General features: G+C 72.3%; 21 protein-coding genes. 13 read left to right on the top strand and 8 right to left on the bottom strand.

Going from position 1 to position 20,391, the window contains the following annotated elements; translation table 11 throughout:
* Complete coding sequence (locus tag ABTW87_RS08695; protein ID WP_350650285.1) at window positions 1-696, bottom strand: GtrA family protein; 696 nt, start codon at window positions 694-696, stop codon at window positions 1-3.
* Between the two features lie 63 nt (window positions 697-759).
* Window positions 760-1,563, bottom strand: a complete 804-nt coding sequence (locus tag ABTW87_RS08690; RefSeq protein WP_502891551.1) for a GtrA family protein — start codon at window positions 1,561-1,563, stop codon at window positions 760-762.
* Between the two features lie 137 nt (window positions 1,564-1,700).
* Between ABTW87_RS08690 and ABTW87_RS08685 the strand changes: the two genes are divergently transcribed.
* The 4 genes from ABTW87_RS08685 to ABTW87_RS08670 all read left to right on the top strand — a co-directional run bounded on the left by ABTW87_RS08685 (window position 1,701) and on the right by ABTW87_RS08670 (window position 6,665).
* Window positions 1,701-3,545 carry a phosphoenolpyruvate carboxykinase (GTP) gene (locus ABTW87_RS08685; protein WP_350649910.1) on the top strand — a complete coding sequence of 615 codons (1,845 nt, stop codon included), beginning with the start codon at window positions 1,701-1,703 and terminating at the stop codon, window positions 3,543-3,545.
* A gap of 37 nt (window positions 3,546-3,582) precedes the next feature.
* Entirely contained in the window at window positions 3,583-4,458 is an 876-nt protein-coding gene (locus tag ABTW87_RS08680; protein ID WP_350649908.1) for a hypothetical protein, read from the top strand.
* A gap of 247 nt (window positions 4,459-4,705) precedes the next feature.
* Window positions 4,706-5,863, top strand: a complete 1,158-nt coding sequence (locus tag ABTW87_RS08675; protein ID WP_350650281.1) for a geranylgeranyl reductase family protein — start codon at window positions 4,706-4,708, stop codon at window positions 5,861-5,863.
* Between the two features lie 31 nt (window positions 5,864-5,894).
* A complete protein-coding gene (locus ABTW87_RS08670) occupies window positions 5,895-6,665 on the top strand; it encodes an isoprenyl transferase (protein WP_350649906.1) in 771 nt (256 codons plus the stop codon).
* Window positions 6,666-6,691: 26 nt separating this feature from the next.
* Here ABTW87_RS08670 and otsB read toward each other — a convergent pair whose 3' ends face one another.
* From otsB to ABTW87_RS08655, 3 genes are all read right to left on the bottom strand, one after another.
* Window positions 6,692-7,516: a trehalose-phosphatase gene (gene otsB, locus ABTW87_RS08665; protein ID WP_350649904.1), complete on the bottom strand. Its 825-nt coding sequence runs from the start codon at window positions 7,514-7,516 to the stop codon at window positions 6,692-6,694.
* 100 nt (window positions 7,517-7,616) lie between these two features.
* Window positions 7,617-7,970 carry a hypothetical protein gene (locus ABTW87_RS08660; protein ID WP_350649902.1) on the bottom strand — a complete coding sequence of 118 codons (354 nt, stop codon included), beginning with the start codon at window positions 7,968-7,970 and terminating at the stop codon, window positions 7,617-7,619.
* 162 nt (window positions 7,971-8,132) lie between these two features.
* Window positions 8,133-8,573, bottom strand: coding sequence for an XRE family transcriptional regulator (locus ABTW87_RS08655; RefSeq protein ID WP_350649900.1), 441 nt, complete (start codon window positions 8,571-8,573; stop codon window positions 8,133-8,135).
* A 264-nt stretch (window positions 8,574-8,837) separates the two neighbouring features.
* Between ABTW87_RS08655 and ABTW87_RS08650 the strand changes: the two genes are divergently transcribed.
* From ABTW87_RS08650 to ABTW87_RS08620, 7 genes are all read left to right on the top strand, one after another.
* Entirely contained in the window at window positions 8,838-9,182 is a 345-nt protein-coding gene (locus tag ABTW87_RS08650; RefSeq protein WP_350649898.1) for a hypothetical protein, read from the top strand.
* A gap of 31 nt (window positions 9,183-9,213) precedes the next feature.
* Window positions 9,214-9,549: a hypothetical protein gene (locus ABTW87_RS08645; protein WP_350649896.1), complete on the top strand. Its 336-nt coding sequence runs from the start codon at window positions 9,214-9,216 to the stop codon at window positions 9,547-9,549.
* Window positions 9,550-9,935: 386 nt separating this feature from the next.
* Window positions 9,936-11,348 carry an RNA 5'-3' helicase PhoH2 gene (gene phoH2 / locus ABTW87_RS08640; protein WP_350649894.1) on the top strand — a complete coding sequence of 471 codons (1,413 nt, stop codon included), beginning with the start codon at window positions 9,936-9,938 and terminating at the stop codon, window positions 11,346-11,348.
* A 277-nt stretch (window positions 11,349-11,625) separates the two neighbouring features.
* Window positions 11,626-12,297 carry an aggregation-promoting factor C-terminal-like domain-containing protein gene (locus ABTW87_RS08635; RefSeq protein ID WP_350649892.1) on the top strand — a complete coding sequence of 224 codons (672 nt, stop codon included), beginning with the start codon at window positions 11,626-11,628 and terminating at the stop codon, window positions 12,295-12,297.
* Window positions 12,298-12,406: 109 nt separating this feature from the next.
* A complete protein-coding gene (locus ABTW87_RS08630) occupies window positions 12,407-13,060 on the top strand; it encodes a rhomboid family intramembrane serine protease (protein WP_350649890.1) in 654 nt (217 codons plus the stop codon).
* Between the two features lie 115 nt (window positions 13,061-13,175).
* A complete protein-coding gene (locus tag ABTW87_RS08625; RefSeq protein ID WP_350649888.1) occupies window positions 13,176-14,144 on the top strand; it encodes an NAD(P)/FAD-dependent oxidoreductase in 969 nt (322 codons plus the stop codon).
* Between the two features lie 51 nt (window positions 14,145-14,195).
* Window positions 14,196-15,818 carry a hypothetical protein gene (locus tag ABTW87_RS08620; protein ID WP_350649886.1) on the top strand — a complete coding sequence of 541 codons (1,623 nt, stop codon included), beginning with the start codon at window positions 14,196-14,198 and terminating at the stop codon, window positions 15,816-15,818.
* Window positions 15,819-15,871: 53 nt separating this feature from the next.
* Here ABTW87_RS08620 and ABTW87_RS08615 read toward each other — a convergent pair whose 3' ends face one another.
* Window positions 15,872-16,810: a DMT family transporter gene (locus ABTW87_RS08615; RefSeq protein ID WP_350650279.1), complete on the bottom strand. Its 939-nt coding sequence runs from the start codon at window positions 16,808-16,810 to the stop codon at window positions 15,872-15,874.
* Between the two features lie 14 nt (window positions 16,811-16,824).
* Window positions 16,825-17,856, bottom strand: a complete 1,032-nt coding sequence (glpX, locus tag ABTW87_RS08610) for a class II fructose-bisphosphatase (RefSeq protein WP_350649884.1) — start codon at window positions 17,854-17,856, stop codon at window positions 16,825-16,827.
* 157 nt (window positions 17,857-18,013) lie between these two features.
* Here glpX and ABTW87_RS08605 point away from each other — a divergent pair, with 157 nt between their 5' ends.
* Complete coding sequence (locus ABTW87_RS08605) at window positions 18,014-18,721, top strand: DUF4245 domain-containing protein (RefSeq protein WP_350649882.1); 708 nt, start codon at window positions 18,014-18,016, stop codon at window positions 18,719-18,721.
* Window positions 18,722-18,975: 254 nt separating this feature from the next.
* Window positions 18,976-19,827, top strand: a complete 852-nt coding sequence (locus ABTW87_RS08600; protein WP_350649880.1) for a hypothetical protein — start codon at window positions 18,976-18,978, stop codon at window positions 19,825-19,827.
* A gap of 94 nt (window positions 19,828-19,921) precedes the next feature.
* Here ABTW87_RS08600 and ABTW87_RS08595 read toward each other — a convergent pair whose 3' ends face one another.
* Window positions 19,922-20,137 (bottom strand): exodeoxyribonuclease VII small subunit, encoded by a 216-nt coding sequence (locus ABTW87_RS08595; RefSeq protein WP_350649878.1) that lies wholly within the window; start codon window positions 20,135-20,137, stop codon window positions 19,922-19,924.
* Between the last annotated feature and the right edge of the window lie 254 nt (window positions 20,138-20,391).

Genomic DNA, 20,391 nt, shown 5'->3' with positions numbered 1-20,391 from the left:
TCAGGACCGGCGGGTGCGTCGGGTGCTGGCTTGTAGCTCGGCGGCGAGCTCGGCCTCCAGTTCCCGGTCGAGGGTGAGCCCGGCGTCGAGCGGCACCATGCGGCCCTGGAACGGGGTGGCGCGCGTACGGTCGGTACCCGGTGGTGGCGCGGCCTCTTCCAGCTCGGAGATGGATTCCGCGAGCTCGGCCACCGGGTCCATCTCGGCCATCGTGTCCCACTCGTCGCGGGGGACGGTGGGCCAGGTGTCCGTCGCGTGGGCGGGGGCCGGCTGGAAGACGAACGTCCGGTAGGACCAGAAACGGAACAGCGTGGCGAGCCCGACACCCAGGGTCTTCGCGAGGTTCAGGGCGAGGAGGCTGGTCACCCCGAAGCCGTACTTGGCGACGGCCAGCACGCCCAACTCGATGAGCAGGCCCGCACCGTTGAAAAGGAAGAACAGGGCGTATTCGCGTCGCATCGCCGATTTCGGCCGATCGCGGTACGTCCAGTGACGATTCATCAGATACGACGTGATCGTCGCCACGATTGTGGCAATGACCGTTGCCTTCAGCTGCCCGTCGCGGAAAACGGTGAGTGCCAGGGCATTGAACACCGCGTAATTGATGACGGTGTTGACGCCCCCGACGATGCCGAATTTGAACGCCTCGTGGACGAACTTCTGCCAGCGCTCGGGCAGGAGACGGACAAGACGCATGCGGAACACCTTAGGGCAGTGGACGGGGCCGGAAGGTCCCGGCCGGACGGGATGGGCGGTAGGTCACGCCCCGTGTCGGTCGTGCTTCACTTCCGGAACACTCGGAGTTCCCGCTGCCACGAAGACGAACCGTCGATAGGACCAGAACCGGAAGAGCGTCGCCAGGCCGGTGCCGACGACGTAGCTGGCGATGTTGTCCGCCAGGGGAGTCTGGAAGATCTCCGGCCAGATCCGGCCGAGCCCGTACCGGCTGATCGCCAGGACCGCCACCGTGATGCCGAGGCCGACCCCGTTGAAGAAGAAGAACAGCGCGTACTCGCGGGCGGGATTGGCGCCCCGGCGGTGCCGCCACGTCCAGAACCGGTTCCCGAGGAAGGCGAAGGTCGCGGCCACCACCGTGGAGATGGTCTTGGCGGTCACCTGCTCGACGCCCTGCGCGGCGGTCAGGAAGTTGAAGAACGCGAAGTCGATGATGAAGGCGATCCCGCCCACGGTGGCGAACTTGCTCAGCTCCCGGACGAGATGACCGAACCGGTCGAGCAGGGAGCGGAGCAGACCCGGTCGGGTCTGCCGGGAGCCGGGCTCCCCGATCATCGTCGCGGCCACCTCGCGAGCGTACCGGCTGCGGGCACGCCGTACCGGTAGCAACGGCGAGCGAGGCTGATGCTGACGGCGTGGATGAACGGAGCGTAACCGCGCCGGCGAGGGTCTGGAGCGGGTTCGGCGAAGCTCGGTGGTCGACTCTCGGGATCGGACGGCGAGGGACCGTGCTCGGAGGTTCACCGCAGGATTTGCGTGAAACTGCGCGTGAAAGCGGGTATCAGCTCGTGATGCCGCAGCGTGGCCGTACCTTGTGCAGTTCTTCACAACCAGTCCCACTGACTGGCGACGCAAGCCGGTTTACGCTGAGGCCAATCCCAGGTTTCCACGAAGACGACGCATAGGCGCCGTCAAGACTCGTGCATCCCATAGACCGGTCAGCGTCGACCACAAGGAGATGTGTCATGGTTGCTCCGGCCACTGTTCGGGGTATCGATCAGGCCCCGACGTCCCACCCCAAACTGCTCGCCTGGGTCCGTGAGGTCGCGGAACTGACCACCCCCGACCGGGTCGTGTGGGTTGACGGGTCCGACGAGGAGTGGCGCCGCCTCACCGACGAGCTCGTCGAGGCCGGCACACTGATCCGGCTCAACCCGGAGAAGAAGCCCAACTCGTTCTACGCGCGGACGGACCCGACGGACGTCGCCCGGGTCGAGGAGCGCACCTTCATCTGCTCCGTCGACGAGGCGGACGCCGGTCCCACCAACAACTGGATGGCGCCGGCGGAGATGAAGCGGACGATGACGGAGTTGTACCGCGGCTCCATGCGCGGTCGCACCATGTACGTCATTCCCTTCTGCATGGGGCCGGTCGAGGCCGAGAACCCCATGTTCGGTGTGGAGATCACGGACAGCCCGTACGTGGTCGCCTCCATGCGCATCATGACCCGGATGGGCGCGAAGGTCCTGGCGGCGATGGGCGACGACGCGGACTTCGTGCACGCGCTGCACTCGATCGGCGCGCCGCTCGCACCGGGGCAGCAGGACGTCGCGTGGCCGTGCAACGAGACGAAGTACATCTCGCACTTCCCGGAGACCCGGGAGATCTGGTCCTTCGGCTCCGGCTACGGCGGCAACTCGCTGCTCGGCAAGAAGTGCTACTCGCTGCGTATCGCCAGCGTGATGGGCCGGGACGAGGGCTGGCTCGCCGAGCACATGCTGATCCTCAAGATCACCTCGCCGGAGGGCAAGGTCTACCACATCGCCGGCGCCTTCCCGTCGGCCTGCGGCAAGACCAACCTCGCCATGCTGGAGCCGACGATCCCGGGCTGGAAGGTCGAGACCATCGGGGACGACATCGCCTGGATGCGGTTCGGCCCGGACGGTCGCCTCTACGCCGTCAACCCGGAGTACGGCCTGTTCGGCGTGGCGCCCGGCACCGACTGGAAGACCAACGCCAACGCGATGCGGACGCTGGACCGCGGCAACTCCATCTTCACGAACGTGGCCCTGACCGATGACGGGGACATCTGGTGGGAGGGCATGGGCGAGCCTCCGGCGCACCTGATCGACTGGAAGGGCAACGACTGGACGCCGGAGAGCGACAGCCTCTCCTCCCACGCGAACAGCCGCTTCTGCACCCCGATCACCCAGTGCCCGATCCTCGCCGAGGACTACTACGACCCGAACGGCGTGCCGATCGACGCGATCCTGTTCGGTGGCCGCCGCCGCGACACCATCCCGCTGGTCACCGAGGCGCGCGACTGGGTGCACGGTGTCTACATGGGTGCGACGCTCTCCTCGGAGACCACCGCTGCCGCCTCCGGAGCGGTCGGTGTGGTGCGCCGCGACCCGATGGCCATGCTGCCCTTCATCGGCTACCACGGCGGCGACTACTTCCGGCACTGGATCGAGATGGGCAAGGGCGCCGACGGTGACGAGTCGAAGCTGCCGCGGATCTACTACGTCAACTGGTTCCGCAAGGACGCCGAGGGCAACTTCCTCTGGCCGGGCTTCGGCGAGAACTCGCGGGTCCTGAAGTGGATCATCGAGCGGATCGAGGGCCGCGCCGAGGCCGTCGAGACCCCGATCGGCATGGTCCCCGCCCAGGACGCGCTTGACGTCGAGGGCCTGGACATGACCCCGGAGGACGTCCGGATCGCGCTGAAGGTCGACGCGGACGAGTGGCGCAACGAGCTGCCGCTGGTCACCGAGTGGTTCGAGAAGTTCGGTGACAAGCTGCCCGGCGTCCTCTGGGCCGAGCTGGACGCGCTGCGGGCCCGGCTCGACGCCGAGCCGCAGAAGAAGTAGGTGTGGGTCCCGCCCCGGCGGGGCACCAGCTGATCCCATGAGGACGGCCGCCGAGACCACCGAGGTCCGGCGGCCGTCCGCCGTCCGGGCGCTCACCACGCTGCTTGCCGTGACCGCGGCGGCGACCGTCGTCGTCGAGCTCCTCCATTTCTGGTACGCCCCGGAGCGCGGCGTCGGTCTCGCCGTCCGTACCGGTTGGGCGCTGCTGCGCTCGCTCGGCTTCCTGCTGCTGATCGGTCACGTCCGGCGGGGGCGGACGGTCGCCCGCCCGCTCGGGCTGATCCTCGCGGTGACGACCGTCCTGGCCGTGGGCCGTCTGATCGTGCCCAGGCAGGGCGTCCCCCCACTGCCCGGGCTGCTCGGTTTCGCGCTGCTCACGGTGCTCTGCGCGGCGGTGGTGTGGCTGCTGTACCGCTCGCCGGCGCTGGCCGGGCACCTGGTGCGGCACCGGTCCCGGCTGGTCATCGACCGGACCGGCGTGTCCTGGCGGGAGGTGCCGCCGCGCCGGCCGGAGGCCAACGGTTGGCTGCTCACCGCACGGGTGGCGGCGTTCACCTACAGCCCGCTGATGCTCGTCCCCGCCCTGGTGGCCGGTGGCGCGATCCTCGACGGCCGGCTGGCGGCGATCCCCGCCGTGCTGCTGTGGGTCGGCGCCGGGATCGTCACCAGCTACGCGGTGCTGTTCTGCACGGCGTTCCTGCTGCGCGGCCGGCGCTGGGCCCGTACCGCGTTGGTTGTCGTCACGTTCGGCGTCCTCGCCGTGGACCTGCCGCTGTGCTGGTGGCTGCTGGGTGTCGACGGGCTGGTCCGCGACGGCGGCGCGCTGGTCGCGGCGGCGCTGCTGGCGCTGTACGCCGTGGGGCGCGCCAGCCGGGCGGACCGCGACAGCCGGGCGGACCGCGACAGCCGGTGACCCGGCCGCGACCGACCCGATCGCGCCCTTTGCTCTGCTTCAACCAACGCAACACATCGCGCTCCGTTCCGTTGCGTCCGTTGAAGCAGAGCAAAGGCGGCGGGAGAGTGGTGTCCGTTCCGCCGTGACGTCGTCGGCTGGGCGGGGTCCGGGGTCCGGGGCCGGACGGGACGGCGGATGCGGCGGCGGAGAGGAGTGGGGCGTGACAGCCGGTGCGGTGGACAGCGAAGGCGCAGGCGGCGGCCGGGTGGGTGGAGAACCCGGAGACGACGAGTTCGACGTGGTGGTGGTCGGTGCGGGGCCGGCCGGGTCGGCCGCCGCCATCGCCGCCCGCCGGGCGGGCGCCCGGGTGCTCCTGGTGGACCGGTCCGCCTTTCCGCGGGACAAGGCCTGCGGGGACGGCATCGCCGCGCACGCGCTGGATGTCCTCGGCGAGCTGGGCGTACCGGATGCGGTGGCGGGCTACGCCCCGCTGCCCGCTCTGCGCCTGGTCGGTCCGGGCGGTGGTGCCGTGGCGCGGCGGCTGCCCCGCCCGGCGTACACCGTGCCCCGGAGCGTCTTCGACGCCCGGCTGGTGGCGGCGGCGGTCGCGGCCGGCGCCCAGCTGTGCCGGCACACGGTCCGCCGGGTCGAGGTGCGCACGGGCCGAGTCGTGCTCGACGGGCGGATCGCGGGGCGGGCCGTGGTGGGCGCCGACGGTGCCGGTTCGCTGGTGCGCCGCGCGCTGGGACACCTCCCGAACCCGGACCGTCATCTGGCTCTGGCCATCCGGGGGTACGCGCCGGCGCTGCCCGGCCCGCCGGAGCAACTCATCGTCACGTCGGCGCCGCGCTGGCCGGCGTACGCGTGGTCGTTCCCGATCGGGGACGGTCGGGCGAACGTCGGGTACGGGGAGGTGCTGCGCGGCGAGCCGCTGACCCGGGCGCATCTCGTCGAGCGGCTGGGCGCGCTGCTGCCCGGGACCGATCCCGCCACGGTGACCGATCTTCGGGCGCACCATCTGCCGCTGTCCACGCACCGCCCGGTCCCGGGGCGCGGGCGGATGGTGCTGGCCGGTGACGCGCTCTCGCTGATCAACCCGTTCACCGGTGAGGGGATCTTCTACGCGCTGGTGTCCGGTGCGCTGGCCGGTGCGGCGGCGGCCCGCGCCCCGCAGCACGCCGGCCGGCGGTACGCCGAGGCGCTGCGCCGCCGGCTCGGCGTACACCTGCGGCACAGCTCGGTCGCGGCCTGGCTCGCCCGCCGGCGGCCGGTGGTCGACGCGGCGGTGCGGGCGGCGAGCCGCGACGACCGGGTGTACCGGACGGTGGTCGAGCTGGGACTCGGCGACGGCCGGCTCGACGCCCGTACGCTGGCGATGATCGCCCGCGGTCTCGCCACGCGGGAACGGTATCCGGGGCCCTGAGGCCTCGCCCCGGTCGCTACCCTGACAGGTGATGACTCTGCGGAACCTTGTCTATTCGGTGTACGAGCGCCGGCTCACGGCGAAACTGGCCGGCAAGCCGGTGCCCCGGCACGTCGGCGTGATGTGCGACGGCAACCGCAGGTGGGCCAGGGAGATGGGTTTCGTCGACCCGAACGACGGCCATCGCGTCGGCGCCGAGCGGATCAAGGAGTTGCTGCGCTGGTGCGACGCGGCCGGCGTGGGGCACGTGACGCTCTGGCTGCTCTCCACCGACAACCTGTCGCGCCCGGCGGCGCAGCTCAACCCGTTGCTGCAGATCATCGAGGACCTGACCACCGAGCTGGCCGAGGAGGGCAACCCCTGGCGGCTGCGCATGGTCGGCGCGCTCGACGTCCTGCCGGCGCATCACGCGGCGGCGCTGAAGGCGGCCGAGGAGCGCACGCGCGATCGTGCCGGCGGCGCACAGGTCAACATCGCGGTGGGGTACGGCGGGCGCCGGGAGATCATCGACGCGGTGCGCTCGCTGCTGCACGAGCACGCCAAGGCCGGCACCACGATCGAGCAGCTGGCCGAGGTGCTCGACGTCGACGACATCGCGGAGCACCTCTACACCCGCGGCCTGCCCGACCCCGACCTGATCATCCGCACCAGCGGCGAGCAGCGGATGTCCGGCTTCATGCTCTGGCAGTCCGCGCACTCCGAGTTCTACTTCTGCGAACTCAACTGGCCGGATTTCCGTCGGGTCGACTTCCTCCGCGCGCTGCGCTCGTACGCCAACCGGCAGCGCCGCTACGGCGCCTGACGCCGGCCGCCACGGCGGCGTCGGTGTCAGGTGAGCCGGCGGGCCGCGTCGGTGAGGAAGTCGCCGAGCGCGGCCGGCGAATCGATCGTGAGGTCGGCGGCGTCGGCGACCTCCTGGCCGGTCTCCGGGTTGGCGACGGCGACGCAGACGCCGAAGAAGTGCGGATCCGCGTCCGCCCGGGCCCGAAGGGCCGCGAAGGCCTTGATGTCCGAGACGTCGTCGCCGAAGTACCAGGCGCCCTCCGCGTCCCGGACCACCTCGTCGATGACCATGCCCTTGTCCCGGTCGACCGGGGGCTTCAGCTCCAGCACCATCCGCCCGGCCTGGACCCGCAGGCCGAGCTGCTCGGCGCGGGCCCGGCCCCATTCCTCGATCGCCGGGCCGAGTTGCGGCGCGGTCCGCCAGTGCAGCGCCACCGAGAGCCGCTTGTACTCCACAAGCGTGCCCGCGGGCAGCTCGGCGCGGGCCTGGTCGGCGAGGTCCGCCATGGTCGGCACCCAGGGCAGCGCCGCCGGCTCGGTGACGGTCTCACCGCCGGAGTGGCTGTGTTCCAGGCCGTACAGGCCGTAGAGATCGATGCCGGCGAGCCCGCCGAGGTGGTCGCGGAGGAACTCGACCGGGCGCGCGGAGACGATCGCGATCCGGCGGACGACGGGGGCGAGCGCCTCGATGGCGGCGAGCACCTTCGGCGCGGGCTGCACCGCCGTCGGATCGTCGTCGACCGGCGCGAGGGTGCCGTCGAAGTCGAAGAAGAGGACTGTTCCGGCCGCCCGGGCGGCGGTCGCGCGCCAGGCCAGGTCGGCGTTCAACGGGGTCTTCGGCTGCTGCTTGCCCAGATTCAACGGCGGCACGCGCGACAGCGTACCCCGGGTGGAGTGGCTCATTCCCGGCCGTGCGGAACCCCTCCACCCGGCCTCGAGACGGTGCGACCCGCGGGCCGGCCAGTCGCGCTCAGCGTTCGGCAGCTCCCCGTCCCCGGCGCCCGAACGGAACGACGGCGGCCTCCTGGCCGTGGCTGAGCAGGTACCCCTCCACGAATCCGCTGTTCCGGTCGCCGGCGCTGGTCTCGATCTCGTTGAGCCGGGCCACCAGGAACTCGGTGAGCGCGCTGACCCGGTCGTTGAGCCGGTCGTGCAGATCGGCGAGCACGGCCAGGATGATTGCGGTGCCGGCGGCGGTGAGGGCGAGGAGGTTGACGAGCACCGGAAGCTGCCCGCCGTTCACCACCAGGGTCACCGCGTTCCCGGTCACGCACAGTGTCAAGGACACGGTGGCGACCATGACTGCCAACCACTTCAGGGTCATGGACAGACCCCTCCTTCTGTCCCGCAGGGCTGGGTTCGGCCTTGTCCCGTCCCCCCGCCGACGACGAGCCCAAGCAGTACGAATACGGACGCTAGCGTGCCGATCCGAGCCCGGGAGCGAAACGAATGAGTCTGACCTGCCGTTCTTTCGCCATCTGAGGAACTACCCGGCTTGTTTACCTCGCTTTCGGACATCGACCGGGAGAGTCGGGCGGTATGCGAGATAGCGGATGGTTTCGCGGATGTGGAACTTCTCCGCGTCCGACACGTTGGGGTCCACCAGCCGGCGCAGCAGCGCCTCCACGTCCGGATCCATCGGCGGTGGGTTCGGAGCGCTGCGCGGCGTGGTCCGCCGGTCCCAGCCCAGCGCCGCGAACGCGGCCGCCGGGTTGAGACCCAGGCCCTCGCAGAACGCCACGACGCGCTCGGCCTCCGGGTCGCTGGCCCAGTCGCCACGGACCCACCGGTTGATCGTCTGCCTGGAGACTCCGGTGCGTCGGGAGACCTCGGTGCCGCTCCACGCCCGGGTGGCCCGTGCCTCGTCGAGCGCGCGGCGGACGAAGGTGGCGAAGGCGATCTTCCGTGCGTTGGCCGTCTCGGTCACCTGGTGACCGTACGACCATCCGGCCGCCGCCGGACGGCCTGGCACGCGGCTGTCACGCGAACGTGACGGCCGTTTCACATTCCCGGTAAACGATCCGGGTCCGCTTCTGAGGGGTGTCACCTGGGCAGAATAGATAAACTTAGGTGCGGGGGTAATCAGACGAAAAGCTGATACTGTCACGTCCATGGGACACTCTACGGTGTGTCACGTGCAGGAGACGATGAGTGCTCATATGCGTGACATCTCCGGCACGAGGGGGACGCGGTGACCGAACTCGCCACCCGGGCGCAGGCCTTCGCCCTGATCGCCGACGGCGTCGCCGCCGGACTGAGCGCGCCATGGCGCCTCTATCTGGCCCGCGGCTGCCGTTACCTCTCCCTCAGTGTCGGTGACCGGGCGGAGTGGAACGCCTGGCGTACCCATCTCGGCTGCCCCGAGCTCAGCGTCCGCGTCTACGACGCAGGCGGCGAGATCCGCCGTGCCTCGGTGGCCGAGGTCGTCCTGGACGGGTGCCGGATCAGCGTCGAGCTGGTCGAGGAGGTCAGCACGGAGGACCTCGACCGGCTCCTCGTCGTCGATCCCACCCCGGTCGAGCCGGAGGAACGATGAGCACACACGCACGGCGGTCCGGAGCGGCCGGATGAGTCCATTCCTCGCCGTCTTCCTCGTCCTCGTCCTGGCCGCCACCAGCTACGCCGCCGGCCGCCTGCACGGTCAGCTCAGCTACCGGATCGGCTACCGCTTCGGCTACCGGCAGGGCTACTTCGACGGTGACCGTGGGGCCTGGAACCGGCGCCGCCGGGACGCTCAGGCGGCGATCGCCTCCGCACTCGCCGGCCCGCCCCCGGCGGGTGCCGCGAGCCGTACCCGGGTCACCGGCACGGTGGTCCGCCCCGGCACCACGTACACCGGTTCCGCCGCCGCCCCGGTCACCGGACGGCAGCCGACCGGCGCGCTGGTGCGGCGGACCGGTTGAGCCCGGCCGGCGGGGACCCGAGACCCGCCGGCCGGTACGTGATGGCGCGGTGCGTCGTCCGCGGCGGACACGCACCGTCGGGGCCAGGTCAGACCGGTGACGTTGGTCCCGCCGGCCGGGATGCGCGCAGGGGGTATGCATCCCGGCCGGCCCGCCGCCACGCCCGGCCACCGGTCACGTACCCCGGACGTGGAAGATCCACGTCCGCCCTCTAGCCGGGAGGGGCCGGCGCCGCTAGCGTCTAGGCATGGCACGGGGTTGTCCCGGGCCAGCCGGCAAGCCCGGTCTGCGACCTCGCGCACGGGGCCCGCATCCGACCCCGTGTCCCCCGGGCACCGGAGGAGGCGGAACGCGGGTGGCGGGTGCCCATCCGCCGGAGCAGGCCTGTGACGACTCGCCGTACGCCCGCCGGTGCCGATCAAACCCCGGCCGCGACTGCCACGACCCGCCGCACCAGCCGGAGCCGCCGCGCGGCGGCCTCGTCCCCCGGCGCCGAGGAGCCCCGACCAGCCGGCCAGGCGTTCGTCCTGGACACGTCGGTGCTCCTCGCCGACCCGGCGGCGTTCCACCGGTTCGCCGAGCACGAGGTGGTGCTCCCGCTGGTGGTCATCTCCGAGCTCGAAGGCAAGCGACACCATCCGGAGCTGGGCTGGTTCGCGCGCCAGTCGCTGCGGCTCCTGGACGAGCTGCGGGTGCGGCACGGCCGGCTGGACCGGCCGGTGCCCGCCAACGACCACGGTGGCACGCTGCGCGTCGAGCTGAACCACACCGACGACGGGGTGCTGCCGCCCGGCTTCCGCACCGAGTCGAACGACGCCCGGATCCTCTCGGTGGCCCTGAACCTCGCCGCCGAGGGCCGGGAGGTCACGCTCGTCAGCAAGGACATGCCGCTGCGGGTCAAGGCGGCCTCCGTGGGCCTGCGGGCCGACGAGTACCGGCACGGTCAGGCCACCGACCCGACCTGGACCGGCATGTCCGAGCTCGACCTGAGCGAGGAGCAGATCGGCCGGCTGTACGCCGGTGAGACGCTGGACGTGGACGCCGCCGCCGGCCTGCCCTGCCACACCGGTCTGGTGCTGCACTCGACCCGGGGCTCGGCGCTCGGCCGCGTCCTGCCCGACAAGACCGTCCGGCTGGTGCGGGGCGACCGTGAGGCGTTCGGCGTGCACGGCCGCTCCGCCGAGCAGCGGATCGCCCTCGACCTGCTGCTGGACGACACCGTGGGCATCGTCTCGCTCGGTGGCCGGGCGGGCACCGGCAAGTCCGCCCTGGCGCTCTGCGCCGGGCTGGAGGCGGTGATGGAGCGTCGCCGGCACCGGAAGGTCGTCGTGTTCCGCCCCCTGTACGCCGTCGGTGGGCAGGAACTGGGCTACCTGCCCGGGTCCGAGTCGGAGAAGATGTCGCCCTGGGCGCAGGCGGTGTTCGACACCCTCGGCGCGGTGATCCACGAGAACGTCCTCGAGGAGGTCACCTCCCGCGGTCTGCTCGAGGTGCTGCCGCTGACCCACATCCGGGGGCGCAGCCTGCACGACGCCTTCGTCATCGTCGACGAGGCGCAGTCGCTGGAGCGTGGCGTGCTGCTGACCGTGCTGTCCCGGATCGGTCAGGGTTCGCGCGTCGTGCTCACCCATGACGTGGCGCAGCGGGACAACCTCCGGGTCGGGCGGCATGACGGCGTGACGGCGGTGATCGAGGCGTTGAAGGGCCATCCGCTCTTCGCGCACGTGACGCTCACCCGGTCGGAGCGGTCGCCGATCGCCGCGATGGTGACGGATCTTCTTGAGGACAATGCCATCTGACGCCCGTTTTCACCCGATGGATACATATTCTAGGTGTGGTGCAGATCACAATTGCCCTCCACCATTTCCCATCAGCCTCACTGTGCGCGATCGTGTCCCACGAGCGCTCGCGCACCAAGAAGATCGCCGGTGATCGTTCGTCCCAGTTCGGAGGACGGCGCCGGCGACACCGGGTGCGCCGGTGGCGACCCCCGTGGTCGGGGCGCTCACGGCGCGGCTACCACCCACCCCGGGTGCGCACCGCGCCGTGTCCTTGCCCCCGACGAAGGGACACTTCGTGAGTCGGCTGTGGAGCCGGTTGGGTGCCCGTACGGCCGCTGTCGCGCTGCTCTCCGTGGGCGTCGCCGGCGGCTTCTACCTTGGCGACGACCGGGATCAGGGCCAGCACGCGCAGGTCGGCGTCGCGGTCGAGCAGGCCGGGCAGCAGGTCCGGCCGGTGCACTCCGCGAAGGAGCGGGCGGCCGAGTACCAGGCGAAGCTGCGAGCCGCCGCGGCCGCCGAGGCCGCCGCCGAGCGTAAGCGCCGGGCCGAGGCCGCCGCGGCGTCGCGCAAGAAGGCCCGCGAGGCGGCCGCCAAGGCCGCCGAGGCGACGGCCGCCAAGGAGAGCAAGCCGTACGACGGACCGATCCCGTCGTCCTGCGAGGAGTACAGCGGCAACCGGGAGACCGGCTGCGCGTTGATGATCGACGCGGGCTTCGAGATCGACCAGTTCCCCTGCCTGGACAAGCTCTGGACGAAGGAGAGCGGCTGGAACCACAAGGCCCGCAACTCCTCGTCGGGCGCGTACGGGATCCCGCAGGCCCTGCCCGGCAGCAAGATGGGTTCGGTCGCCGACGACTGGCAGACCAACCCGGCCACCCAGATCAAGTGGGGCCTCGGCTACATCAAGGGCCGGTACGGCACCCCGTGCAAGGCCTGGGCGCACTCCCAGGACGTGGGCTGGTACTGATCGACGGTCGGCGGCGGGGTGTGCTCGATCACACCCCGCCGCCGCCGTGTCGGCCCCCGGGTCCCCGCCCGGGTGGCGGCATTCGCCGTCACCTGATAGCTGTTGACAGGTGAGCCTCCTGCCGGGAAGCGGCGACCCCAACCGGTTCGGCACCGAAGCGTTCTACGCGGCGCTCGGCCGGGCCTTCGTCGCCATGTGCGCGGTGGTGCCGTTCCTGTTCCTCATCGAGGCCGCCGACCAGGGTCTGGCGCTCGCGCTCGACCCGACCGCCGGCATCATCCCGAAACGGATCGAGGGCCTCGACGGGATCTTCTTCTCGCCGTTCCTGCACCACGGCTTCGACCACCTCTACAGCAACAGCATCCCGCTGATCCTGCTCGGCACCTTCGTGCTCGCGGCGGGTGCCCGCCGCTTCCTCTGGTCCACGCTGATCATCGTGCTGGTCAGCGGTCTCGGCGTCTTCTTCACCGGCTCACCCAACTCGGTGGTGGTCGGCGCGAGCGGCGTCATCTTCGGCTACCTGGGGATCCTGCTCACCCGGGGGATCGTCGAGCGGAGCTGGTGGAACTTCGCGGTCTTCCTGCTCGTCGGCCTGCTCTACGGCTGGCAGCTCGTCGGCATCCTCCCGACCGACGAGCAGATCTCCTGGCAGGGCCACCTCTTCGGGCTGCTGGGTGGGATCGTCGCCGCGATCATCTTCCGCCGGCGCCGGCCCGACGTCGGCGGCCCGTACCACTCGGAGTCGACGCTCTCCCTCCCCTGACCTGGGCCGACCCCACGACCGTGATCCGTGGGACGTCCTTGCCCGGCCGCGCCGTCGCCTCTACCGTCGGGAATCAGCACCCGTTGATCCGTGAGCGGAAAGCGACGGTACGCCCATGCGCGAGGTCGATGTCGCGGTGATCGGGGCCGGCCCCACCGGCCTCTTCGCGGCGTACTACGCCGGATTCCGAGGGCTCTCGGTGGCGGTGGTGGACGCGCTGCCCGAACCCGGCGGCCAGATCACGGCGATGTACCCGGAGAAGCTGATCCACGACGTCGCCGGGTTCCCCTCGATCAAAGGCCGGGACCTGGTCGCCAACCTGGTCGCCCAGGCCGCCCCCTTCGACCCGCTCTACCTGCTCGGCACCCGGGCGGAGAAGCTCTCGTACGCCGACGGCCGGCCGCTGCTCGGCCTCGCCGGGGGCGAGCAACTGGCCTGCGGGGCCGTGCTGATCACCGGCGGGCTGGGCAGCTTCACGCCCCGCCCGCTGCCGGTCGCGGACCACTTCGTCGGCGCGGGCATCGTCTACTTCGTACCGCAGCCGGCCGAGCTGGCCGGCCGGGACGTCCTCATCGTCGGCGGCGGCGATTCCGCCTTCGACTGGGCCCTCACGCTCCAGCCGCTGGCCCGCTCGGTGACCCTGGTGCACCGGCGGGAGAAGTTCCGGGCGCACGCCGCCACCGTCGCCCGTGTCCTGGCCCTGCCCGTGCGGGTGATCGTGAACGCCGAGGTGACGAAGCTGCACGGCGACGCCACGGTGACCGGCGCCGAGATCACCGTACGGGGCGGCGCGGCCGAGCTGCTGCCGGTCGACACGGTCGTCGCGGCGCTCGGCTTCACCGCCGACCTCGGCCCCCTGGCCGAGTGGGGGCTGCGCCTGGACCGCCGGCACATCGTCGTCGACAGCACGATGGGGACCAACCTGCCGCGGGTCTTCGCCGCCGGGGACATCACCGAGTACCCGGGCAAGGTCCGGTTGATCGCGACCGGCTTCGGGGAGGCCGCCACGGCCGTCAACAACGCGGCCGTGGCCATCGACCCGACGGCGCACCTGTTCCCGGGGCACTCCTCCGACGGGACCTGATCTTCGCCGGGTCGTGGCCGCATCGAGATCCGGCGCTGCGACCGTACGACGATGGATGCTCGTGCGCGCGACGGGGCGTCGGCGGCGCTGGCCTGGCTGGGCCACCCGGCGACGGTGCTCGCGCTGGTGGTCCTCGTCGTCAACGATCACCTGCTGAAGCCGGCGATCCCCGGCCCGGTGACCGGCAAGCTCAGCGACGTCGCCGGCCTGGTGCTCGCACCGCCCCTGGTCGCGGTGCTGCTCACGCTGCTGGCGCCGCGCCTGCCGGTGCGGGCCGCCGCCGCGGTCGGGCTGGTGTCGGTGGGTGCCGGCTTCGCGCTGGTCAAAGCAAGTGGGTACGCCGCCGAGGTGGCCTCCGCGGCGTGGACCGCGCTCGCCGGCCCGTCCCTGGTCCGGGCGGACCCGACCGACCTGCTCACCCTGCCGGCGCTCGGGCTGGCCTGGTGGAGTTGGACGCGGGCCCACCGTCGGCCGGTAGGGGTGCGGGCGGTGCGGGTCGTCCGGCTCGTCGTCCTGCTCCCGTCGGCGATGCTGGCGGTCGCCGCCACGAGTGCCGTCCACTACCCGTACGCGCTGGGAGCGTCGGCGCTGGACGGCCGGCCGGCCATCTCGATCGACGCCGGATGTTGCGACAGCTGGCCGGAGACGCCCGCCGCGGGGCGGTGGTGGGTCGGCGATGCCGGAGCCGGCTCCTGGCGTCTCGCCGACAAGAGCGAGACGGCGCGCCTGAACGACGCGGAGCCGCCCCGGTGCACCCCGGAGGGTGACCGCTGCTACCGGGTGGTGGCCGGCCACCTCCGGGTGGAGGAGAGCGACGACAAAGGGCGGTCCTGGCGGACGGCGTGGGAGATCTCGGATGCGCAGCGGGAGCCGCTCGCCCGCCGGTACCCCGACCCCGGGGACCCGGACCGGCACTTCTCCTCGCGCGATCCGGTCGTGTTCGCCACCGACGGCGGGCACAGCGTGATCGTCGCCAACGGCCGGGACGGTTTCGCGATCCGGCATCCGGACGGCCGGTGGGAGCGCGCCGGCTGGTTCGGCCTCGAAACCCACGACGAGTTCCCGGGACGGCACGGGGGCGCGCCGCCCGAGCTCGGTGGGAGCGACCCGACCGAGCGCGGCACCGACGTCCTGCTCGCCCTGGCCCTGGCACTGACCCTGGGCAGCGGGGTGCTGGTCGTGGCCGTGCACCTCGCGGTTCGCCGCTCCGGCGGTAGCTGGGTGTGGGGGGTGACGGCGGCGCTGGCCGGGACGGCGATGGCCGGCATGCTCGCCCTGGCGTGGGACCGGACCGACGATCTGAGCGTGCCGGGGGTGGTGGTGATCTTTGTGCTGCCGCTCGCTGCGCTGATCGTCAGCGGAATGCTCCTCGTCGCCGGGATCCGCAAGCGGGGCCCGGACGGCCGGCAGCGGGGCTGGGACGGCTGGTGGAGTGAGATGTTCCGCGCCGTCCTGGTCACCGTGGTGCTCGCCGGCCTGCCGCTCACCGGCTGGCTTTACGCCGTGCCGCCCCGTACGTGGATGGCGGTCACGTTGGCGGTGCTGGCGACCCTGCCGGGCCTCTGGCTGGCCCGCCGGGCGGCCCGGCTGGCGGATCCCGCGCTCACCCCGCCCGCGGACCCGCCGTACCCGTCGGTGCCGTCCGGTCCGCCGTCGCCGTCGGGCGAGCGGTGACGTGTTAGGAAGGGACCCTTTTACTACCCCAGGCGTTAACAAGGGGCCCTTCCTTACCGGCGGGCGGCGACGAGGACGGCGATCAGCGTCAGTGCCGCGCCGAGCAGCGTGGTCGCGTCCGGGTGGGACGCGGCGGTCGGCAGGACCAGGTCCAGCAGGACGGCACCGACCACCTGCCCGGCGATGCTGGCCAGGCCGAGCAGCAGGACGCCGGTGAACCGCACGATGGCGGCGGCGACCGCGATGAAGACGATTCCGATCAGCCCGCCCAGGTAGAGCCACGGCTCGGCCGGCGGCGAACCGGCGGGCAACCCGCGTACCGCGAGGTCGACCGCGAACACGACAAGCAGGGCCAGCGTGCCCACCGTGAAGTTGACGAGCGTCGCGGTCAGCGGGCTGCCGGTCGCCCGCCCGACCAGCCCGTTGACGGCCTGTTGCCAGGCGATGGCCACTCCGGCGAGCAGCGGGAGCAGGGCCAGCGCCAGCGCTTCCGGGTCGCCGAGCCGGTCGCCGACCGCCAGCACCACGGCGACCACGGTGAGGGCCGCACCGGCCAGGCGCCGGGCGGTAAGCGGTTGGCGCCCGGTCGGTCCGATGCCGGCCCGGTCGACCGCGAGGCTGCTGCCCGACTGGCCGGCGACCACGGCCACCGTGAAGACGGCGACGCCGAGGGTGCCGATGGTGAGGCCCTGGGTCGCCACGAGGAAGGCGCCGCAGACCCCGCCGAGGCACTGCCAGGGGCGCAGCGTGCCGGCCGCGAGCGCGCGCCGCAGGGCGGCGAGTCCCCGCCGTCCGCGCGGGGTGGCGGGGACCAGCACCAGCAGCACCAGCAGACCGCCGCCGAACGAGACCACCGCGGCGGCGATCCCGTCGGCCAGGCGTACGCCCAACTCGCCGTTGATCCGGGACTGCACGGCCACGGCGACGCCCGAGGCGGTCGCGAGGACCACACCGGTGAGCCGGTGGGTCGCCGACGGGGTCGGCCGGGCCATCGTCCCGGCGGAGCTCACTCCTGCTCGGCGAGGGGGCGGCCGTCGAAGTCCACCGCCGAGTAGAGCGCCAGCTTCTCCAGCCGGTGGTACGAGTCGATCACCCGGATGGTGCCGCTCTTGGAGCGCATGACGATCGACTGGGTGTACGCCCCGCCGGCCTTGTACCGCACGCCCCGCAGCAGGTCACCGGAGGTGACCCCGGTGGCGACGAAGAAGCAGTTGTCCCCGGTCACCAGGTCGTCGGTGCTGAGCACCCGGTCCAGGTCGTGGCCGGCGGCGAGGGCCTTCTCCCGCTCCTCGTCGTCACGCGGCCAGAGCTTCGCCTGCATCACGCCGCCCATGCACTTGAGGGCGCAGGCGGCGGTGATCCCCTCGGGCGTGCCGCCGATGCCCATCAGCACGTCGACGTCGGACTCGCCCCGGGCGGCGGCGATGGCGCCCGCGATGTCGCCGTCGGAGATGAAGCGGATGCCCGCCCCGGTACGCCGGATCTGCCCGACCAGGTCGTCGTGCCGGGACCGGTCCAGCACGCACACCGTGACCTCGGAGACGTCGGTGCCCTTCACCTTCGCGATGCGCCGCAGGTTCTCGGCCACGCCCGCGTTGATGTCCACGACGTCCGCGTACGCCGGGCCGACCGCCAGCTTCTCCATGTAGAACACGGCGCTCGGGTCGAACATCGCCCCGCGCTCGGCGACGGCCAGCACCGCCAGCGCGTTCGGCATGCCCTTGCTCATCAGGGTGGTGCCGTCGATCGGGTCGACCGCGACGTCGACCTCGGGACCGGTGCCGTCACCGACCTCCTCGCCGTTGAAGAGCATCGGCGCGTTGTCCTTCTCGCCTTCGCCGATGACCACGACGCCCCGCATGGGGATCGAGTTGATCAGCTTGCGCATCGCGTCGACGGCGGCGCCGTCGCCGCCCTCCTTGTCGCCCCGGCCGACCCAGCGGCCGGCGGCCATCGCTGCGGCCTCGGTCACCCGGACCAGGTCGAGGGCGAGGTTGCGGTCGAGGTCCTGTGGGGTCCGCGTCCTGGTGTTCGTCATGACGGCTCCTCCTCGCGACGATGCGGGGTGGCCCGGCAGGGCGCGGCGTCGCCGCTGCCGGCTTTGTCGCTGATCCTCACACGATCGCCGACCGTGCGTGGTGGCGGGGCGGCGATGGGTTGAATACGTCTCGTCGGGCGGCTGCGAAGATGTCGTGGTGGAACCCGCACAGCCTGCCGACCGCGTACCCGCCGAGACCACCCCGCCGGAGGGCCGGCCGCCGGTCGACCCCGCACCCCCGGGGGAGCCGGGCCGACCCGTACCGTCCGGGGAGCCGGCCCTGGTCGAGCCCGGCGGCCCGGTCGGGGCGGCGGAGACCGGGGAGCTTCCGGCGCCGCCCGCCGCGGTGGACGCGGCCCGGTCGGACCGCTCGCCGAAGGACATGGCGATCTCGCTGCTCGTGCTGCTGATCCCCATCGCCCTGCTGCTCGCCTTCTACCGGGGCGTCCTGGGCGGCGACCAGCCGTCGGTCGTCGACCCGGCGCCCGCGCTGGACGCCGCGCGGGCGGCGAGCGCCTTTCCGGTGAGCCAGCCGGACGGTCTGGGCGAGGGGTGGCGCACGGTGCGGGCCGACTTCCGGACGGTCGAGGGCGGAGCGACCCTGCGGCTGGGCTACGTGACCCCCGAGGGCCGGGGAGCCCAGGTGGTGCAGAGCAGCGTGCCGCCGGAGCGGCTGCTGCCCACCGAGTTGACCGACCAGGGGCAGCCGCAGGGCCAGACCGACCTCGGCGGACGCGCCTGGCAGCGGTACACCGCCCGGGGCAACGAGCAGGCGCTGGTGCTGCTCGAACCGGACCGGACGGTGATCGTGGTCGGCGACGCGCGGGACAACGAGTTGCGGGCGCTGGCCGGGGCACTGCGCTGATCGGTCCCCCTGCGTCGCCGCGCGGGTGATCTCGGCTCCGGCCGCCCCTCGCCGCGTTCTCCCGGTCGGTCCACCGTCCGAGGGATCCGGACCGGGCCGGTGATTGTGGGAGACGGCGGCAGGGAACAGACAGGGGTGCGGCCCGGCCGGCTCCCGCAGCCGGACGTGGCTCGCGCGGCGCGGCCGGTGGTGGCGTGCGCCGCCCGGTACCGGCCGCCGCGGGGCGCGCCGGGTGACCCACCTGGGAGACACGAATGACTGTTCGACGCCTCAGCGCCGGCCTGGTGGCCGCCGCGTTGTTCGTACCCGGTCTCGCCGCCTGCAACGCCGACGGAACCACGCCGGCCGGCTCGTCCGCCACCCCGTCCACGAGCGCGTCCGGGTCCGCTCCGGCCACCGGGAACGCCGGAAACGCCGGGGACGCCAAGCAGGCGCTCCTGGACTCGACGCGCGAGATCAGCAACGGCAACTTCCGGTTCACCATGTCCGGCGGCGGCTCCACCGCCGAGGGACAGGTCCACGAGCCGAGCCAGAGCGCTCAGATGAAGGTGTCGCTCGGCCGCCCGACCGATGACCTGTCGATGACGCTCGACCTCATCCACATCAAGCCGGACAGCTGGGTGAAGCTTGACCTGGGTGGCCGTGCCGCCGACAGCGTGCCCGGCCGGCAGAATCTCAACCTCGGCAAGTACCAGCACCTCGACCAGACCCGCATCCAGGGGAACCGGAACCTGGCCTTCGACTTCGACCAGGTCGACCCGGCCGGCAGCGCCGTCCTCACCCAGGGCATCACCGAGGCACGCCGGACCGGCGACGGCACGTACGCCGGCACGCTCGACGTGTCGAAGGCGGCGGATGCCGGCTCGCTCGACCCCGCGGTGATCACCGCGCTGGGCCCGCAGGCCCGGTCGGTGCCGTTCACCGCGAAGCTGGACCCGCAGGGCCGGCTGAGTGAGCTGGTGGTCCAGATCCCGGCGGCCGGGCAGTCGGCGGCCCAGGAGATCCGGATCACGTACGCCGACTACGGCAACGCCACTCCGGCCCAGAAGCCGTCGGCGGAGCAGGTGGTGGAAGCGCCCGCCGAGTTCTACAACCTGTTCGACTGAGCGTGGCGGCGGGGCGGCTCCGGCCGCCCCGCCAGCTCCGGTGGCCCAGCGGTCACGCGAGCGGGCCGGTGGTTACGTGGGCGGGCCGGCGGCGTCAGGAGTCGGCGGAGTCCCGACGGGCGGCGTCGAGGCGGGCGCGGGCGCCGTCGAGCCACGCCTGGCAGATCCCGGCCAGCTCCTCGCCGCGCTCCCAGAGCGCCAGCGACTCCTCCAGCGTGGTGCCGCCCGCCTCCAGCCGCTCGACCACCGACGCCAGCTCGGCGCGGGCCTGCTCGTAGCTGGGCCGCTCGTCCTTCGTCTCCTCGCTCATCGCTCCCATCCCACCACACCGCCCCGACACGGCTGACGCACCGCCCCGCGCCGCCCGCGTCGCCCGGCGTCGCCCGCGTCGCCCGCGTCGCCCGGCCATGATCGCGCTCGATCGCCGAAGTAGTGGTTTCCGGCTCGCGTGGAGGCCACTACTTGTGCGTCAACGCCGTTGCGTTAGGGCTGTGATCGGCGGGTCAACCCCTGCTGGATAGTGGGAACGGGACTCCTGGTAGATCAACTTGTGTCGAGCAAGAA

Source organism: Micromonospora sp. NPDC126480, from assembly GCF_040302465.1.
In the GTDB taxonomy this organism is placed as follows: Bacteria; Actinomycetota; Actinomycetes; order Mycobacteriales; family Micromonosporaceae; genus Micromonospora.
The sequence above is the reverse complement of the archived record's forward strand: the minus strand, read 5'-3'. Positions and strand labels throughout refer to the sequence as shown.

Bases quoted from the DNA above. Each gene is read 5' to 3' on its own strand.
- ABTW87_RS08645 (WP_350649896.1), top strand. From the start codon at position 9,214: ATGAGTCCATTCCTCGCCGTCTTCCTCGTCCTCGTCCTGGCCGCCACC.
- ABTW87_RS08620 (WP_350649886.1), top strand. From the start codon at position 14,196: ATGGATGCTCGTGCGCGCGACGGGGCGTCGGCGGCGCTGGCCTGGCTG.
- ABTW87_RS08595 (WP_350649878.1), bottom strand. From the start codon at position 20,137: ATGAGCGAGGAGACGAAGGACGAGCGGCCCAGCTACGAGCAGGCCCGC.
- ABTW87_RS08660 (WP_350649902.1), bottom strand. From the start codon at position 7,970: ATGACCCTGAAGTGGTTGGCAGTCATGGTCGCCACCGTGTCCTTGACA.
- ABTW87_RS08615 (WP_350650279.1), bottom strand. From the start codon at position 16,810: ATGGCCCGGCCGACCCCGTCGGCGACCCACCGGCTCACCGGTGTGGTC.
- ABTW87_RS08625 (WP_350649888.1), top strand. From the start codon at position 13,176: ATGCGCGAGGTCGATGTCGCGGTGATCGGGGCCGGCCCCACCGGCCTC.
- ABTW87_RS08685 (WP_350649910.1), top strand. From the start codon at position 1,701: ATGGTTGCTCCGGCCACTGTTCGGGGTATCGATCAGGCCCCGACGTCC.
- glpX (WP_350649884.1), bottom strand. From the start codon at position 17,856: ATGACGAACACCAGGACGCGGACCCCACAGGACCTCGACCGCAACCTC.
- ABTW87_RS08670 (WP_350649906.1), top strand. From the start codon at position 5,895: ATGACTCTGCGGAACCTTGTCTATTCGGTGTACGAGCGCCGGCTCACG.
- ABTW87_RS08695 (WP_350650285.1), bottom strand. From the start codon at position 696: ATGCGTCTTGTCCGTCTCCTGCCCGAGCGCTGGCAGAAGTTCGTCCAC.
- ABTW87_RS08600 (WP_350649880.1), top strand. From the start codon at position 18,976: ATGACTGTTCGACGCCTCAGCGCCGGCCTGGTGGCCGCCGCGTTGTTC.
- ABTW87_RS08680 (WP_350649908.1), top strand. From the start codon at position 3,583: ATGAGGACGGCCGCCGAGACCACCGAGGTCCGGCGGCCGTCCGCCGTC.